At 54.4% G+C, this 16916-nt stretch carries 14 protein-coding genes; 9 read left to right on the top strand and 5 right to left on the bottom strand.

What is annotated here, in order from left to right; all coding sequences use genetic code 11:
- Nucleotides 1-2 precede the first annotated feature (2 nt).
- From ACWISF_RS06695 to ACWISF_RS06720, 6 genes are all read left to right on the top strand, one after another.
- Nucleotides 3-1793, top strand: coding sequence for a glycosyltransferase family 2 protein (locus ACWISF_RS06695; RefSeq protein ID WP_448380810.1), 1791 nt, complete (start codon nucleotides 3-5; stop codon nucleotides 1791-1793).
- A 368-nt stretch (nucleotides 1794-2161) separates the two neighbouring features.
- Nucleotides 2162-3700 carry a mechanosensitive ion channel gene (locus tag ACWISF_RS06700; RefSeq protein WP_448380811.1) on the top strand — a complete coding sequence of 513 codons (1539 nt, stop codon included), beginning with the start codon at nucleotides 2162-2164 and terminating at the stop codon, nucleotides 3698-3700.
- 470 nt (nucleotides 3701-4170) lie between these two features.
- A complete protein-coding gene (gene mutY, locus ACWISF_RS06705; protein ID WP_448380812.1) occupies nucleotides 4171-5295 on the top strand; it encodes an A/G-specific adenine glycosylase in 1125 nt (374 codons plus the stop codon).
- 16 nt (nucleotides 5296-5311) lie between these two features.
- Nucleotides 5312-6145, top strand: a complete 834-nt coding sequence (gene lpxA / locus ACWISF_RS06710) for an acyl-ACP--UDP-N-acetylglucosamine O-acyltransferase (RefSeq protein ID WP_448380813.1) — start codon at nucleotides 5312-5314, stop codon at nucleotides 6143-6145.
- Nucleotides 6126-7280 (top strand): lipid-A-disaccharide synthase, encoded by a 1155-nt coding sequence (gene lpxB, locus ACWISF_RS06715; RefSeq protein ID WP_448380814.1) that lies wholly within the window; start codon nucleotides 6126-6128, stop codon nucleotides 7278-7280. The genes lpxA and lpxB overlap by 20 nt, the downstream gene beginning before the upstream one ends.
- A 39-nt stretch (nucleotides 7281-7319) precedes the next feature.
- The gene (locus ACWISF_RS06720) at nucleotides 7320-9107 is read left to right on the top strand and encodes a protein kinase domain-containing protein (RefSeq protein WP_448380815.1); all 1788 of its coding nucleotides are present in this window, start codon (nucleotides 7320-7322) and stop codon (nucleotides 9105-9107) included.
- A 342-nt stretch (nucleotides 9108-9449) separates the two neighbouring features.
- Here ACWISF_RS06720 and ACWISF_RS06725 read toward each other — a convergent pair whose 3' ends face one another.
- Nucleotides 9450-9788, bottom strand: coding sequence for a hypothetical protein (locus tag ACWISF_RS06725; protein ID WP_448380816.1), 339 nt, complete (start codon nucleotides 9786-9788; stop codon nucleotides 9450-9452).
- A gap of 80 nt (nucleotides 9789-9868) precedes the next feature.
- The gene (locus ACWISF_RS06730) at nucleotides 9869-10846 is read right to left on the bottom strand and encodes a hypothetical protein (protein WP_448380817.1); all 978 of its coding nucleotides are present in this window, start codon (nucleotides 10844-10846) and stop codon (nucleotides 9869-9871) included.
- Nucleotides 10847-11033: 187 nt separating this feature from the next.
- On the opposite strand from ACWISF_RS06730, the gene ACWISF_RS06735 reads away from it, so the two are divergent.
- Together ACWISF_RS06735 and ACWISF_RS06740 are read left to right on the top strand one after the other, a co-directional pair.
- Nucleotides 11034-12068 (top strand): DUF3326 domain-containing protein, encoded by a 1035-nt coding sequence (locus tag ACWISF_RS06735; RefSeq protein ID WP_448380818.1) that lies wholly within the window; start codon nucleotides 11034-11036, stop codon nucleotides 12066-12068.
- A gap of 2 nt (nucleotides 12069-12070) precedes the next feature.
- Nucleotides 12071-12631, top strand: coding sequence for a CPBP family intramembrane glutamic endopeptidase (locus tag ACWISF_RS06740; protein ID WP_448380819.1), 561 nt, complete (start codon nucleotides 12071-12073; stop codon nucleotides 12629-12631).
- Here ACWISF_RS06740 and ACWISF_RS06745 read toward each other — a convergent pair.
- The 3 genes from ACWISF_RS06745 to proB all read right to left on the bottom strand — a co-directional run bounded on the left by ACWISF_RS06745 (nucleotide 12628) and on the right by proB (nucleotide 16093).
- Nucleotides 12628-13944, bottom strand: coding sequence for an adenylosuccinate synthase (locus tag ACWISF_RS06745; RefSeq protein WP_448380820.1), 1317 nt, complete (start codon nucleotides 13942-13944; stop codon nucleotides 12628-12630). The genes ACWISF_RS06740 and ACWISF_RS06745 overlap by 4 nt on opposite strands.
- A gap of 65 nt (nucleotides 13945-14009) precedes the next feature.
- Nucleotides 14010-14855, bottom strand: a complete 846-nt coding sequence (locus tag ACWISF_RS06750) for a prohibitin family protein (RefSeq protein ID WP_448380821.1) — start codon at nucleotides 14853-14855, stop codon at nucleotides 14010-14012.
- A 104-nt stretch (nucleotides 14856-14959) separates the two neighbouring features.
- Nucleotides 14960-16093 (bottom strand): glutamate 5-kinase, encoded by a 1134-nt coding sequence (proB, locus tag ACWISF_RS06755; protein WP_448380822.1) that lies wholly within the window; start codon nucleotides 16091-16093, stop codon nucleotides 14960-14962.
- A gap of 684 nt (nucleotides 16094-16777) precedes the next feature.
- Between proB and ACWISF_RS06760 the strand changes: the two genes are divergently transcribed.
- The coding region (locus tag ACWISF_RS06760; RefSeq protein ID WP_448380825.1) for a helix-turn-helix domain-containing protein at nucleotides 16778-16916 on the top strand (139 nt) is incomplete at its 3' end.

Here is a 16916-nt window from a genome sequence, read left to right on the forward strand (position 1 = left end):
ATATGACCGGTAAATTATTTCAATTGATATCACTTCTATATTCAAGCGGTCCGTTTAGAGGTGGATATTTGCTTTGGCAAAAGTTATTTACTAAATTGAGTCGTCGAGTTGCTTTACTGAGATACTTTTATCTGGAGAGAAAGTATATTCAAACTTTAAGAAAAAAATCAAATATACTACTTAATCAAATGGCCTATAAGCCACTCTTTTCTATAATTATGCCGGTGTATAACATAGATGAGAAGTGGCTAAAACGAGCTATCGAATCGGTTAGAAAACAAATTTACCCATACTGGGAGCTGTGCATTGCTGACGATGCTTCGACAAGAATTCATGTCAGGGAAGTTCTAAATCGGTATAGTAAATTGGATACACGTATCAAAGTCATATTCCGAGAAAAAAATGGCGGTATTTCAGCAGCAAGCAACTCAGCATTAGAGATGGCTACAGGAGATTATGTTGTTATTTTAGATCATGACGATGAACTGGCGCCACATGCGCTCTATGAAAATGCCAAACTTATTAACCGGTACCCAGAAGCGGACTATATCTACAGTGACAGGGACCTCATTGACACTAATCAAAAACGCTTTCGCCTTGCCTTCAAGCCAGACTGGTCACCTCAACATTTTTACGCCTGTATGTACACATTTCACCTCGGAGTGTTTAGGACTACTTTGATCAGGCAGTTAAATGGTTTTTGTAGTGATTATGATGGGGCGCAAGACTACGATCTGGCACTCAAGGTAATTGAAAAGACAAAAAATATCTTTCACATCCACAAGGTTCTCTATCATTGGCGCACTCTACCAACATCTCTTTCATCCGGTCCTGTCAAAAAATATGCATTCATGGCCAGTGTCAACGCGGTTCAAGCAAGTCTTGACCGTCGAGGGATAAAAGCGAAAGTAAAACCTTACAACGATATCCTGGGGGGGGATTATCACCAGGTTGACTATGAAATTATTGGCAACCCCTTAGTTTCTATTATTATTATTAATTCGTGTAAGATTTTGCAACAAAAGCACATGCCAGCTTTGCAAAATTGTCTTCAAGCAGTTATTGAGAAGACGAGTTATAAGAACTGGGAAGTTATCGTTGTTGATGGCAGCGGTACAGCGCAAGTGGTTTTAGATAAAATTGCCTTACTAAATGATTTTAAGTTGGTACCTTGCGATGAACATCTTAATTTTCCCCAGCAAGTTAACTTAGCGGCAGGTCAAGCTAGTGGCGACTATCTACTACTACTAGATGATGATACTGAGCCAATTAACTCAGAGTGGTTAGAGTCTTTATTACAATTAGCACAATTAGAAGAAGTAGGTGCTGTGGGAGCCAAATTGATTTTCCCTGACCATACATTAAATCACGTGGGAATTGTCATTCCTGATGTTCAAAAGTTCTATTATGGGTACCCCTACTATAGATATAGTGATTCATACTCAGGCTATTGCAATTTTTGTAAAATTGTTCGCAACTATATTGCGGTAACAAAAGCTTGTCTTATGGTCAAGCGTAGCTCTTTTGAAAAAGTCGGCGGACTAAATGAAGATTTACCATACAACTATAACGATATAGAATTCTGTTTGAAGTTACACCGAGCTGGTTATCACAATGTGTACACTCCCTACGCGAGACTGTATCATTACGAATGTCCCTCGCGGGAACCTGTGCAAGCCTGGGAAGTTGCCTATATGCAAGCCCATTGGTCTGATTATATGCAGTCACTTGGTGGCTACGACCCTTACTACAATCTCAACTTTTCGCCCCATTCTGCCAATTTTGAGTTGTAATTTTGCTATGGCGTTGTAATCCCTGGTCACTCAATATTATGTCCCAGGTGTACCATAGCAAAGCGAACACTATGGGTAGGGTGGATTGAGAATCAGTAAAGAGATTTCCACCGGCTACTTAAATGCTCGGTAGGGGGACATCTTGTTAGAACTGCCAGTCGTTGTCCTGATGGCATCGACCTCCAAGGAGGGCACCCCCCTGCCGTCTGGATGGTGAACAGCCCGGTAGGTAAAAATAACTACAAACTATAAGAAAAAATAATCTCACCTCACCGACACAAGTCAGGTATAGGCCTGCAACCGGGAGGTGGTACAATGCACTTGGTTTTTTAGAATGCTCTATTATTTGGCTGAAGTGAGGGGGTGTTATGTCCTGTCTTGTACCGCTTGTGGCACAAACTAGCCCAATAGATAGCTGGATCGCCATAGATTGGGAGCGTCTGGCACCGTTTTTATTAAATCTGATGGGTGCTTTAAGTATTTTTATTCTTGCTTGGATTGCCGCCATCTTGCTATCCAGTATAGGCCAAAGTGTTTTGAAGCGAACGGGAATTGACCGGCAACTTTCCGAGTTGGTTTCGGGTACGGCAGAGACGCCAATTCAAGCGGGTAAATTAGTCGGACAGATTGTTTTTTGGGTGGTGCTGGTGCTGGGGTTGGTGGGCGCTTTGGATGTGCTCAAGTTGACCGGCATTTCCCAGCCGTTGATCCAGTTTTTGAATGAGGTGTTTGCCTATGTGCCCCGGTTGCTGGGGGGCTTGGTGTTGGCGGTCATTGCCTGGGCGGTGGCGACGGTGACGAAGCTAGTGGTGGTGCGGCTGGCGGCCTCCTTGCGGTTGAATCAAGCGGTGGCAACAGTACCGCGGGCGGAGGGAGAACCGGTGCCGGTGACCATGGGCGAGACCCTGGGGACGATTTTGTACTGGTTTGTGTTGCTGTTTTTCCTGCCGTTGATTTTGGATACGTTGCAGTTGCAGGGGCCGTTGCAGCCGGTGCAGAATTTGCTGAATGAGTTGTTGTCGGCCTTGCCCCGGATATTTAAGGCGGGGTTGATTGGCCTGGTGGGTTGGCTGGTGGCGCGGCTGGCGCGGGGGATTACCACCAATCTGCTGGTCGGGGCAGGGGCAGATCGATTGGCGCAGTCCTTGGGGTTACCGGCAGGGGAGGCGGGGCAACCCCGGATGTCCACGGTAGCGGGTACGGTGGTCTATGTGCTGATTTTGCTCCCTACGGTGGTGGCGGCGCTAGAGGCCTTGGAAATTCGGGCGGTTTCGGACCCGGCGGTGGCGATGCTCAATACGATTTTGACGGCGTTGCCGCGGGTGTTTACCGCTGTGGTGATCATGCTGGCGGCCTATGTGACGGGGCGGTTTGTGGGTAGATTGGTGACCCAATTCCTGACTCAGGTGGGCTTTAACCAGGTGGTGCAGGGGTTAGGGGTACCGGCGCTGACCGCATCCCAAATGACGCCTGCGGAAGTGGTGGGTGTGGTCGTGGTGGGGGGTGTGCTCCAGTTGGCGGCGATTGCGGCGACGGAGGTGTTGGCCATCCCCACTTTGACGGCGGTGGTCACGGGGCTGTTGGTGATTTTTGGGCAGGTGTTGGTGGGGTTGCTGGTGCTGGCGGTCGGGTTGTACGCGGCCAATGTGGTGTTTCGCTTGATTGCCGGTGGCGGTACGCCCCAGGCGCGGCTGTTGGCCCATGGTACGCGGATTGCATTGTTGGCGTTTGTGGGGGCAATGGCGCTGCGGCAGATGGGGATTGCGGCGGATATTGTCAACCTGGCTTTTGGACTGCTGTTTGGGGCGGTGGCGGTGGCCCTGGCAATTGCTTTTGGTCTGGGGGGACGGGAGGTGGTTGCGCAACAGTTGCAGGAATGGCGTTCCCAGATGAAAGATTCCCGGTGATGGCAGGGGAAACGGGGTGAGGTTGTGTGTGGTTACGCATCACGCATTTCCTCGCCCTGTAAATTCCCCTGCAATTTGCGAACTTCTGCACTAAGCACCGGCGGCGGGGGGAGGGAGAATATCATCACTGAATTTAGAAAAATTTATCCCATTGCTAATGGCAGAGGGGAATAATCGCCGAGTCTGCCGGTACAGTCGTAAATCATTCATGCCCAGGACGTTGCTGATTGAAAGTAGGAAACGACGAAAGTTCTTAATTCAACCTTCGCTGTAGGTGGGTTTTTCCTTAGACAGTGTGGTGTTTCTGCGACCCCTATTCTCAATACAGTGATGATGGTGAGATAGCAATGACCGCAAGACCGCTGTTCTTATGGGTTAGATAAAGCTGTTTCTGGTCATTTTACTATGATTTTTACTATTTACTAAGATTATTTTTGACTGCAATTGCGCGTAATGGGTCAGAAAAGGGCATGGATTGGCCGTGGTTTCGCACCCAACTGTTGCGCTGGTATCGGGTACATGGGCGGGATTTACCCTGGCGGCGCACCCGTGACCCCTATGCCATTTTGGTATCCGAATTTATGCTCCAACAAACCCAGGTCAGTACGGTGATGCCCTATTACCAGCGATGGTTACGGCAATTGCCTACGTTGGATGCCTGTGCGCAGGCGCCACCGCAGGAGATATTCAAACTGTGGGAAGGTTTGGGCTATTACCGGCGGGCGACTTATCTCCACCAAACCTGTCAAACGATTGTGCGGGACTATGGGGGGCAGATTCCCCAACAATTGTCGGTTTTAATGCGGCTGCCGGGGATTGGTCGCACGACGGCGGGGGGAATTTTGAGCCATGCGTTTAATTTGCCTACCCCCATTTTGGATGGGAATGTGCAGCGGGTGTTGAGCCGGTTATTGGCCCTGACTGCGCCGCCCCGGCGAAACCAAAAATGGCTTTGGCATTATTCCCAAATGCTGCTTGACCCTCACCGGCCGGGGGAGTTTAACCAGGCCCTGCTCGATCTGGGGGCGACGGTGTGTTTGCCGAAGGACCCCCAATGTGGCCGCTGTCCCTGGCAGAATGGGTGTATGAGCGCCCAGAGCCAACAACAGCACGCGATTCCGGTGCGGGAACCGGCCAAGGAGATTCCCCATCGCACGATTGGGGTGGGGGTGATTTGGAATGCTCAGGGGCAGGTGCTGATTGACCAGCGGCCAAGTACCGGTTTGCTGGCGAATTTGTGGGAGTTTCCGGGGGGGAAGGTGGAGCCGGGGGAGTCGGTGCCGGAGTGTATTCGGCGGGAAATTGCCGAGGAGTTGGGGTTGGCGGTGCAGGTGGGGGAGCATTTGCTCACGGTGAACCATCGCTATACCCATTTGCGGGTGACGTTGGTGGTGCATCATGCCTTTTATCAGGGGGGGACGCCCCAATTGCGCGGCTGTCAGGCTTACGCCTGGGTGACGGTGCCGGAGTTGGCGCATTATCCTTTTCCCCAGGCAAACCAGAAGATTATTCAGGTGTTGCAACGGGGCGCAATACCCCCTTGGCCGCGGGAATGGGCTGCGGGGCGAGTACAATCAGGGCATCCGCAGGTATGATTTTTTTAACGAGGGAATGTCTGAGGTGCCTGTGAGTCTAGCCCATGCCACAGCGGTCATTCATCCGGGAGCGCAGATTCACCCCACGGTGCGGATCGGCCCTTATGCGGTGATTGGCGAGCGGGTCAAGATTGGCGCAGGGACGGTGATTGGGGCGCACGTGGTCATTGATGGGGATACGGAAATCGGGGTGGGCAATCAGATTTTTCCGGGCGCGGCCATCGGGTTGGAACCCCAGGATTTGAAGTACGATGGTTCCCTGTCGCGGGTGCGCATTGGGGACTACAACCTGATTCGCGAATATGTCACCATCAACCGGGCCACGCGGGCGGGGGAAGAAACGGTGGTGGGCAGTCACAATCTCCTGATGGCCTACGTCCATGTGGCGCACAATTGTGTGCTGGAAAATTCGATTGTGATTGCCAATGGGGTGTCGCTGGCGGGTCATGTGCATATCGAGTCACGGGCGACGATTGGGGGGGTATTGGGCGTGCATCAATTTGTGCGGATTGGTCGGTTGGCGATGGTGGGGGGGATGAGTCGGATTGACCGGGATGTGCCGCCCTATATGTTGGTGGAAGGGAATCCGGCGCGGGTGCGGTTGCTCAACCGGGTGGGGTTGCAGCGGGCGGGACTGGCGCAGGGGGAGGAAGGTCAGGCGCTTAAACGGGCGTTTCGCCTGTTGTATCGTTCTGGGTTGACCCTGTCCCAAGCGCTAGAACAGCTCCAGCCCTTGACCGACCAGTACGAAACCCTGCGGCATTTGCACCAGTTTTTGGTGGAGTCCCAAGGCCCCGGTCGCCGCGGTCCCATTCCAGGCAGCTACCAGGGTGACGAGGATTCTGATTAGTACGGGGGAGGTCTCCGGGGATTTGCAGGGGGCCTTGTTGATCCAAGCCCTACGTCACCTGCGGCCTGATGTAGAAATTCTTGGCATTGGCGGGGAACGGATGGCGCAGGCGGGGGCGAAATTGTTGGCCAAGACCACCCACCTGGGTTCGATTGGCCTGTTGGAGCATCTGCCCCTGGTGTGGCCGACCCTGCGGTTGTTGCACCGAATGCGCCGCATCTTGGCCGCCCAGCCCCCGGATGTGGTGGTGTTGATTGATTATGTGGGGTTTAATCTGCCGCTGGCGCGCATCTGCAAACGCTGGGGCTGTCCCTTGATTTATTACATCGCCCCCCAGGAGTGGGTGTGGCCGACGGCGCATACGCGGGGCATTGTCGCCCTGATTGACCAGGTGTTGGCCGTATTTCCCCAGGAAGCTGAGTACTACCAAAAAGTGGGGGTTCGCCGCGTCGAATGGGTGGGGCATCCGCTGGTGGATGACCTGGCGACTGCCGAATCGCGGGAACAGGCCCGGCAGCATTTGGGGATTGCCCCGACGCAAAAAGTGGTTGCCCTCTTGCCTGCCTCGCGCCGCCAGGAATTGCGCTATCTTTGGCCGGTGTTGGCAGAAACGGCGCGCCGCCTGCAGCAGCATCAGCCGGATTTGGAATTTTGGTTGCCCCTGGCGCTGCCCCAGTATCAGGAGCCGTTGACGCGGGCGATTGACCGGTACCGCCTGCGGGTGCGCCTGGTGCAGGAACCGGCCCGGCGGGTGATTGCCGCTGCCGATCTCGCTTTGGCCAAATCGGGGACGGTGAATCTGGAAACGGCCCTGTTGGATGTGCCCCAGGTGGTGATTTACCGGGTGAGTCCGGTTACCGCTTGGTTGGCACGCCATCTGTTGCGCTTTCACATTCCCTTTATGTCGCCGGTGAATCTGGTGCTGATGCGGGAAATCATCCCCGAACTCTTGCAGGAGCAGGCGGAACCGGGGCGGTTGACCCAACTGGCTCTGGAATGTCTCCACAACCCTGCCCCCATGCGCCAACGGTATCAGGCGTTACGCCAGGCGCTGGGTGCCCCCGGTGCGACGCGCCGCGCTGCCCAAGCCATTCTCGCCCACTGTCCTGCCAACAGTCCGGCGCCTAGGGATTAAACTAAAACTAACCCAATCAACCTGTCATTTTGTGAGGAAATGCGTCCCCCGTTGACCACCCATACGGTTTTACAAAATCGCTACCGCATTGTGCGGGTCTTGGGGCAAGGGGGATTTGGGCGCACCTATTTGGCCCAGGATCAAAACCGCTTTGGGGAATACTGCGTCCTCAAGGAATTTATGCCTGCTCGGGGGGAACCCCACCAAATCGAAAAAGCCAAGGAATTATTCAAACGGGAAGCGGCGGTTTTATACCAACTGCGTCACCCGCAAATTCCCCAGTTTCACGCCCTATTTGAGGAGGAACAGCGGTTATTTTTGGTGCAGGATTACGTAGAAGGGAAAAACTATCGCACCCTGCTGGCCGAACGGCTACGCCGCCAGCAAACCTTTAGCGAAAGCGAAGTCTATGACCTGCTTTTGAAAGTCCTGCCCGTGTTGGATTACATCCACAGTTGCGGCGTGATTCACCGGGATATTTCCCCGGATAACCTGATGTTGCGGGAAAAAGACCAGATGCCCGTCCTGATTGATTTTGGTGTTGTGAAAGATATTGCCAGTCAGTTGCAACCTGCGCGCACATCGGGAGCCACCTCGGTCGGCAAACTGGGCTATGCCCCCTCAGAGCAACTGCAAACAGGAAGGGTCTATCCAGCCAGCGACCTCTACAGCCTGGCAGTAACGGCGTTGGTATTGCTCACAGGGCGAGAACCGCAAGAACTGTACGATGACCAGACGTTGACCTGGCGCTGGCCGCAGTACGTCACCCTGAGTCCCCAGTTTGCCAGCGTATTGCACAAAATGCTTAACCCCCGTCCCGGCGACCGCTACGCTGCGGCTAAGGAGGTCCTCAAAGCTTTGGGTGAACCGGCCAGTCCCACCAGCCCGGAATTACCGCCTGTGAGCAGCCTGCCGACGGTTGTGGCGCGTCCCCCGGTGACTCCGCCTGTGCCGGTGTATGCGGCCAAACCCGCCCCCTTGAGTGTGCCCAAACCCAGCCCCTGGGACAGTCCGGTCGTGCTGGCGTTGGTCAGCGTGTTGTTTGTCCTGGGCACGGGTACGCTGTCGTGGCTGGTGGTGCGTTGGTTGGTGCGCCGCTCACCCCCGCCCCCCACCTGGGAACAGCCTGTAGCATCCCCTACCCCTCCTGCCCCGGCCCCACCGACTCCGACCCCCATCGTCGTCGATCTGCCGCCAGTGTTTTTACCCCTACAAGTGGGGGTGGAAAGTCACCTGAACCACACCCTCGCCCCGGCGCAAACCCAGGTGTACACCTTTACCACGACCGCCCCGCAGCAACTCACCCTTACCTTCAGCGGCAATGGCCTCACCGCTACCCTGGTCACCCCTGAAAACAAAACCATCGCGCTTGCGTCATCCTGGCAAGGCACCATTGCCCCTGGTAAGTACCAGATACAGGTCCGCAACCCCACGACGCGCCAGCAGAGTTACGATTTACGGCTATTGTTGGGTGCTGTGGCTCCTGCCTCTCCCACCCTGGAACCCACACCCATTAGCCTGCCAGAGGGTGCCAATCAGACCGAAGTCACCGCCCGCATCAGCCCCACCCAGGGCAAGCGCTTTTTGTTCACCGCCCCCCCCGATCAGGAATTGTTTGTGGAACTGCGGAGTGTGGGCATGGCGACCCTTACCTGTCGTACTCCTGAAGGTCAGGTGTTGGCGACCCAAACCCTGTATTGCACCGCACGACCCACGGTTGCCGGCACCTACACATTCGACGTGACCAGCACCGATGTCACCAACATCACCCTGGTTGTGTCCCTCCAGCCCATCGCCAGTGAGCAACCCGCCCAACCCTCAAATTAATTAATTAACCCTAAAAACGGCATTGCCCAATAAGCAAATAAAAATTTGCGGGTTTGTGCCAAAACGGACATCTCGCCTAATGCTACGCTGAATTCTCATTTATCGTCGTTTCACAAGAAAATGCCACACTCTGAGGCACCGGTCATCACCGTAACCAGGACAGGGTTTACAGGTAAAGCCGAATGTCGCAAACTTGTTGGAAATGACTGTGAATATGATTTTGGTTCCCCTGTTTATTGAATTTTATTGAATCCGTTTTTGTGGATATGGGTAGGTTGAGATTTAGGACACTGCATTCTTCTTCCAATTCATATCTCTATCATCCGACGCTGCTATCAAATATCAAATCTCCCAAACATAATCGGGGTCGGCCAGTGCTGTCTTTACGTGAGCTAAATTGGCTAAATCTCTAAAAGGACTCGCTTGAGCAACTTTAAGCATATGGTCCAACAACAAAGCCACCTGTTGGTTATCCCCTTGGGCCATCGCTTGGTCAAGGCGAGCAAATGCTTCCTGAAAATAGGCTTTGCGTTCATCAAATGCTCGCTCTAAATAGGTGATTAAAGCGGCACGGAGGGTTTGAATCTGGGCTAAATGAGTCTCTTTCCAAGTACGAATTTGCTCCCGTTTGGTCTGCTCTTGCTCGGCAATTTTTAGATATTCAGTGTAGGCAGAAATCACATCGTTGAGACATTGCGCTGGTGCTGTGATGGACGTGAGTTGGTTTATGTTGCTTAGAGGATTTTTTTTTCATAAGTGACCTACAGAGATTGGTACTTGATCTTGAGCTGAGCCGACATGGGATTGAGATTCCCTTCTTGGTCCAGAATGGGAGTGCGAAGCATCTCAGCAAGGGCTTTAACAAGCAGTAGGAGGGATTGGATTAAATGACCATCTTTTTGCAGGTTGAAGCCGTGCTGAGCCAAATGCGATTCAATTTCATTCATGAGTTTTACGGCTTTGAGATTCAATGTCAGTAGCAAATGCTCCAGTTCCTTGATTCGGGCTTTGACCAAATCAAAGTAGGCGGCCAATGCTCGCAATTTGCTGATTTCTATGTCAACTTGAGCGACAAAATTTTCAGCTTCGGTCAGCGCTTTTTCCCCCTCCCCTGCGAGCACAAATCCTCCAATCAAAAGGGCCGGTGCTACCGTAATTCCTCCCAAAACGGCAGCCCCTAAAGCCATGCCTCCACCCCCAGCAGCCAAAGAACCACCCCCCAAAGCGGCTAAAGTGGCATTCCAAGCGGCGGCACCACTCAAACTGCTAATGGCCGTCCCCGTACTGGCAACGCCAAATAATCCCACCAAGCCAATGGTTCCCTGACTGGCCGCAAAAGCAGCTCCGGCGGCAGTTGCTCCCCCAGCCAGAACGTTTCCCGCATCCAAACTGATGCCAAAATCCCGTTTGATTTCCTGAATTGCAACTTCGATGCCAACCAACTGCTGCATTTCTCGAACTGCAACGTTTTGGCGAATTTTTTGCATGAGCTGCATCCAGCGCTGGAAGGTCACGGTTTTGACCTGCATTTGATATTGGCCGTATTCCTGCGCCAGATGATTGGCTAAGACGGCGGCATTGTTGGTAATAGAACGTTGATATTCATAACGTTTTTTGGCATCGTCAATCTGGCGTTGCGCACTGGCTAGGTCAATCGCTCCCTTGGCCCCAAAAGCTAAACCGGTCGCTCCCCCCGCTGCCGCTAAACTCAATAACACTAAAGGCAGAACCAGAATCATCGAAATTACCCCCTAACCCGCGGCGAACCAACCTGAGTAAAAAAGTTTTTTCTTGCCATCTCCTCCCCCCCCTCCCCAACTTTAGAGTATTACATGATTTGCCATCGGTCAAGGGAAAATCCGGGTTACCTGAATGGCGTAAAATTAAGAAAGCGGTTTACCAAAAATGCGTGCATTTGTATAGTTGATGTCATTTCAGCGTCCATACACGGCAGCGGTGATTATTCCCACGGGTATTGGGGCCAAGGTGGGAGGATATGCGGGGGATGCTCTGCCAGTAATTCGGGCGATGGCACAGGTGGCAGACCGAGTTGTGACGCATCCAAACGTATTGAATGGGGCAATGCTGTATTGGCCCTTGCCGCAGGTGTGGTATGTGGAGGGCTATGCCCTGGATCGCTGGGCGGCAGGGGAGTGGGGGTTGCAGCCGGTGCATCAGCAGCGGCTTGGGGTGGTGTTGGATGGGGGAATGGAACCGGATTTGCAACTGCGGCATCGGCAGGCGATCCAGGCGGCCCAGGCGACGTTGGGGTTGAATATTGTTGGGGAGGTGCTGACGGATGCGCCGTTGGGGGTGGGGTTGCAAACGGCGGCTTCGGGGGCGACGTGGGGGACATTGGCCCGTCCTGACAGTCTCCTGCGCGGGGTGGCAACTTTGAAAGAGCGGTATCAGGCAACGGCGGTGGCGGTGGTGGCGCGGTTCCCGGATGCGGAGGCGGAGGCGGTCATGAGCTATCGCCAGGGGCAGGGGGTGGACCCGTTGGCAGGGGCGGAGGCGGTGATCAGCCATTTGGTGGTGCGGACGTTCCAGTTGCCCTGTGCCCATGCGCCGGCGTTACGGCCTTTGCCCCTTGACCCGACGGTGGCGCCCCAGGCAGCGGCAGAGGAGTTGGGTTATACGTTTTTGCCGTCGGTGTTGGTGGGCTTGAGTCGGGCACCGGGGTATGTCTGTCAGCGGGAACAGGGGGGGGTCTGGACGGAGCAGGTGGATGCGGTGGTGGTGCCGGGAACGGCCTGTGGGGGGGCGGCGGTGCTCCATTGGGCCACCCAGGGCAAGCTGATCATTGCGGTTGGGGAAAATACCTCGCGGATGGGAGTGCCCCCGCAGGCCCTGGGAATACCGGCGGTTACGGTCACGTCCTATCTGGAGGCGATAGGGGTGATGGCGGCGCACAAAGCAGGGGTGGATTGGCGTTGGTGTGGACGGGGAGGGCAGCCATAAACATGACAAAAAGGCCGGAGTTGAGCCGCACGGAAGTGTTGGTGGCGATGGGGTTGACGGCGGCAGGGTTGCTGCTGGTGTCCCGGCTGTGGCAGTTTTTCGACCCGACGGCCCAGTTTCCGTTGGTGTGGCGGGGGGTGGATGTGTGGCGGGGAATTGCCCTGGGGTTGGGGATTACGGCCCTGAGTCGGTTGGTGTATTGGCTATGGCCGCGTTATCGCGTATGCAGTGATGATTACCTGGAATTGGTGTTAACCCCTCTGGTGTGGCCGGATTTGCTGTGGTTGGGGTTATTACCGGGCCTGAGTGAGGAATTGCTGTTTCGGGGCGTGATGCTGGCGGCCTTGACTCCCCCCTGGGTGGGTTTGCTGGTGAGCAGTGCCTGTTTTGGCATTCTTCATTTGGGCAGTTGGCAACAGTGGCCTTATGGGGTGTGGGCCACCTGCATTGGGTTGATTTTGGGGTTGGCGGTGCTGGCCAGCGGCAATGTTTTGGTAGCCGTCGTGGCGCACGGGCTGACCAATTGGCTCGCGGCGGGGCTGTGGAAATGGCAAAAGGGCTAGGTCACAGGTAAAAGCGCCCGTTTGGGGCCATGAATCGGGTCTTCCACAATAATTGTTTGCTCCCTGGCCGCCCCTAGAGACACGATGGCAATGGGCACTTCCATCACACTGGCAAGGAACTGCAAATACTGCAAAGCCGCCGGTGGCAGTTCGTCCAACGACCGGCAGTGGCTGATGGGGGTCTGCCAACCGGGCAAGGTTTCGTACACCGGGCGACAGCGGGCAAACTGACGGCTACTGTTGGGAAAATTGCGGGTCAATTGGCCGTCAATTTCGTAAGCGACACAGACTTTAATTTCCGGCAATTCATCCAGGACATCCAATTTGGTAATGGCCAGGCAGTCCATGCCGTTAATTCGCACCGCATAGCGACCAATCACCGCATCAAACCAGCCACAGCGCCGTTTGCGCCCCGTGGTCGTGCCAAATTCTGCGCCCCGCCGACACAGGTATTCCCCCTCCTCGCCCAGCAATTCCGTGGGAAAGGGGCCTTCCCCCACCCGCGTCGTGTAGGCTTTGGCCACCCCGATCACCCGGTCAATCATCGTCGGCCCAATGCCTGCTCCCACACAGGCGCCCCCGGCCACCGGATTCGAGGACGTGACGTAGGGGTAGGTGCCGTGGTCCAAATCCAGCAACGTCCCTTGGGCCCCTTCAAATAAGATATTGCGGCGTTTTTGCACCGCTTCCCACAACACCAACGTACTGTCCACAATATGGGGACGCAGGCGCTCGGCATAACCCAGATATTGCGCAATAATCTCTTCGGCATCCAGGGGCGGGCGGTTGTAGAGCTTCTCCAACACCACATTTTTTTGGGCAATGGTCCAGGTGAGCTGTTCCCGCAAGCCCTCCGGGTCGAGCAAATCCTGAACCCGAATCCCGGTGCGGTCCGATTTATCCGCATAGGTAGGGCCAATCCCCCGCCCGGTCGTCCCCAGACGATGCCGCCCCCGGTATTCCTCCTCCGCCTGGTCAATCACCCGGTGGTAGGGCATGGTCACATGGGCCGTCTGGGAAATCCAGAGGTTGCGGGTAGAAATCCCCAACTGCTCCAGTTGCTCCATTTCCTCAAGCAACACCTGCGGGTCAATCACCGTGCCGCTGCCGATGATGCACTGGGTATCCGGGTAGAGAATCCCCGAAGGAATTAGATGCAGCCGAAACGTCTGCCCCCCCACCACCACCGTATGCCCGGCATTTACCCCCCCTTGGTAGCGCACCACCACGTCTGCCGAGGCGCTCAGCAGGTCGGTGATTTTGCCTTTCCCCTCATCGCCCCACTGGGCCCCAATGACAATGACGTTGGCCAAGGTCGCAATCGTGAATCAGAACTCACAAGCCATTAACCATAACACAGGGGTTGGCGCCGGTCAAGTCACGAACTGCCTTTTCCCGCCACATCCTTGAGATTGAACAAAAACGGCACGCTTGGGGGGTTGTTGCCGCTGAGAACCAACACTTGCGGCATTTGCGCGCCCCCCGATTTCCAGGCTTCAATGGCCTCTTTTTGCAAAACCAGTTCCCCCCCTTGCGTGCGCAGGGTTTCCGCCAATAACCGCTGGGCTTCCGCTTTCCCCCGCGCCCGGTTGATTTCCGCTTGCGCTTCTTGCTCTGCTGCTTGCGCGATGTACACCGCCCGTTGCGCCTGCTGTTCGGCAATCTGTTTTTCTTCTACCGCGCGGGAAAATTCCTGGGAAAAACTCAAATCCACCACACTGGTATCCAAAACAATAATCCCGTATTTTTCCAAACGCCCTTGCAGCGAGTTATCAAAATCATTTTTCAGCAATTCCCGCTGGGTGATGGATTCTTCTGCCGTGCGCCGTGCCGCTGCCACCTTGAAGGATTCCTGGGTTTGGGGGGCAATAATTTTCGCCACAATATTGGCCAGCGACCCCTGGGTGCGGCGGATTTCCACCACCCGTTGCGGGTCCAGGCGGAAGTTAATGGCAAACCGCCCGGTCAAATTCTGCAAATCTTTGGTGGCGCTTTCGGCGGGCACCTCAAATTTTTGCACCGTCACATCGTACACATCCACCTGGGAAATCAAAGGCGGCTTGAAATGCAACCCCTCCAAAAGCGGTCCATCCTGCGACTTGCCCAAAATACTCAACACCCCCGCCTCGCCGGGGTTAATGATCACAAAGGAATTCAGGGCCAAAAACAACAGCACTGCCAAAATCACACCGCTAAAGAGATTTGCCACATTCGGAGCTTTCACAGAGCCATCCCTCCCCTGCCCATGCCCTTATTATTCCCTAGGGGATAGAACTGATGCAACCTAATGCCAGCAATAAATTTTATTACAAAGTACTTACAAATAATTTATGACAGTTCTGGCATGACCTCAACCAAGCCCAAATTATCCCGGTGAATGACGGTTTCCGGCCCCCCGTAGCCTAAGCGTTCGGCGATGGCTTCCGAATGGCAACCTTGGATTTGCCGGAGTTCGTCGCTGCTGTAGTTGACCAAACCGCGGGCGATTTCCCGACCCATCTCATCCACCACTTGCACAGGCGACTGGGCGGGAAATTCCCCTTCCACGGCCAGCACCCCGGCAGCCAACAGGGATTTTCCTTGCCGACGGAGGGCCTCAGCCGCACCCGCATCAACGACCAAGCGCCCCACCGGTACCAAGCCATGTACCAGCCAGTGTTTGCGGGCGCGAATCGGCGGCGTCTGGGGGAGAAAATGGGTCCCAATCAGTTCCCCGGCGAGAATTTTGACCAGATTGTGGGGCTGGCGTCCCTCCGTAATGACCGTGCGTACCCCGGCGGCGGTAGCAATGCGGGCTGCCGTAATTTTGGTGACCATGCCACCGGTGCCCCAGGGGGAACCTGCCGTGCCCACCTGCACCCCCAAAGCGGCCAAATCCGCCACCCGATTGACCAGGGCGATGGGTTGGGCGTCGGGGTTGTGGCGGGGGTCGCTGGCGTAGAGGCGGTCCACATCCGTCAACAAAATCAGCCAATCGGCGCCCAGCAAACTCGCCACCAGGGCCGAGAGTGTGTCGTTGTCCCCAAAGCGCAACTCTTCTACCGCCACCGTGTCGTTTTCATTCACGATGGGAATGACGCCCAAATCCAGCAATTCGCGAAACGTGTTGAGAATGTTGCGATAGCGGTGCCGTTCGCTGAGGTCCTCGCGGGTCAAGAGCACCTGGGCAATGGGTTGGCCCAGCACAGAAAACAGGTCATCGTACAACCGCATCAACCGCCCTTGCCCCACCGCTGCCACCGCCTGCCGCGTCGCCAACCGCTGCGGGCGTTCTGGCAACCCCAACCGTTGACAGCCTACCCCTACCGCCCCCGAAGAGACCAACACCAGCCGGTGTCCCTGCTGTCGCAACTGGGATAGGGTTGCCACCAAGCTGCCCAGGGTCGCCAGCGCCAGCGTGCCGGGAGTACCCTGAGTGAGGCTGGATGTGCCGATTTTGACCACAACGGTAGCCGGACGCACAACCTTAGCGCTCCCTTTCCCCCAAAAAGTTGCCAGCCTCCCATGGCAACCACTATAGCAATCCTAAACGAGAGTAATGGTCTATTTTTGTGGCTCTCTTAGGTTGACGGTTAAAGTGCACAAAAAATAATTGAGGAGTACTTACGCATCAAATATGACGGTTGAAGAGGAGAAAGAAAAAAGAAAATATGGTTGATAAAAGCTTGCCCTGTTTGTAGAGCGGTGGAGTGATGGGAGGGATAAATAGCCGAATTTAATTAATAGACAAGCCTATAGCTTTGCAGATTTTGACAACTTCCGGGCGAGAACCTTAGCTGCATTCTCTGCTGAGAAAAGTTATCACCTTCAATTTATTCCCGACACATTCCTACTCTCCAATCCAACATTGGGAGGGGAGTAATCATCTCTGGGTGCAGCTACGCCAAAAAAATCTTCTCTTGCCATCACAAATTGGGAGTCTGGCAATGGCTGAACACCTAAATACGTCTCTCGAAAATAGTTTACCTGTGGAAAACGATAAAAATTATGGTTTTAACTAGAAGTAGATACATCAGAGCATATTAAAAACAACTCTTAAGAAACACAGCGGCTAATAGGTTTGAAATATGAGTAATTCGGGGAGTTATAGTCAAGCGGGGTAAGGTTGTCGTATTATAGGTAGGATAGATATTGTAGAGAAAAGCGATGGCAAGACCATACAGTTACGATTTGCGTCAAAAAGCAGTCGCAGCAGTCTTAAAGGGGGCAAAACGAGTTGAGGTTAGTGAGTTATTTGGTATGAGCATCAGAACCATACAAAGATGGTTAAAAATGTGGTCAGAAA

It is taken from the genome of Gloeomargarita sp. (assembly GCF_053491055.1).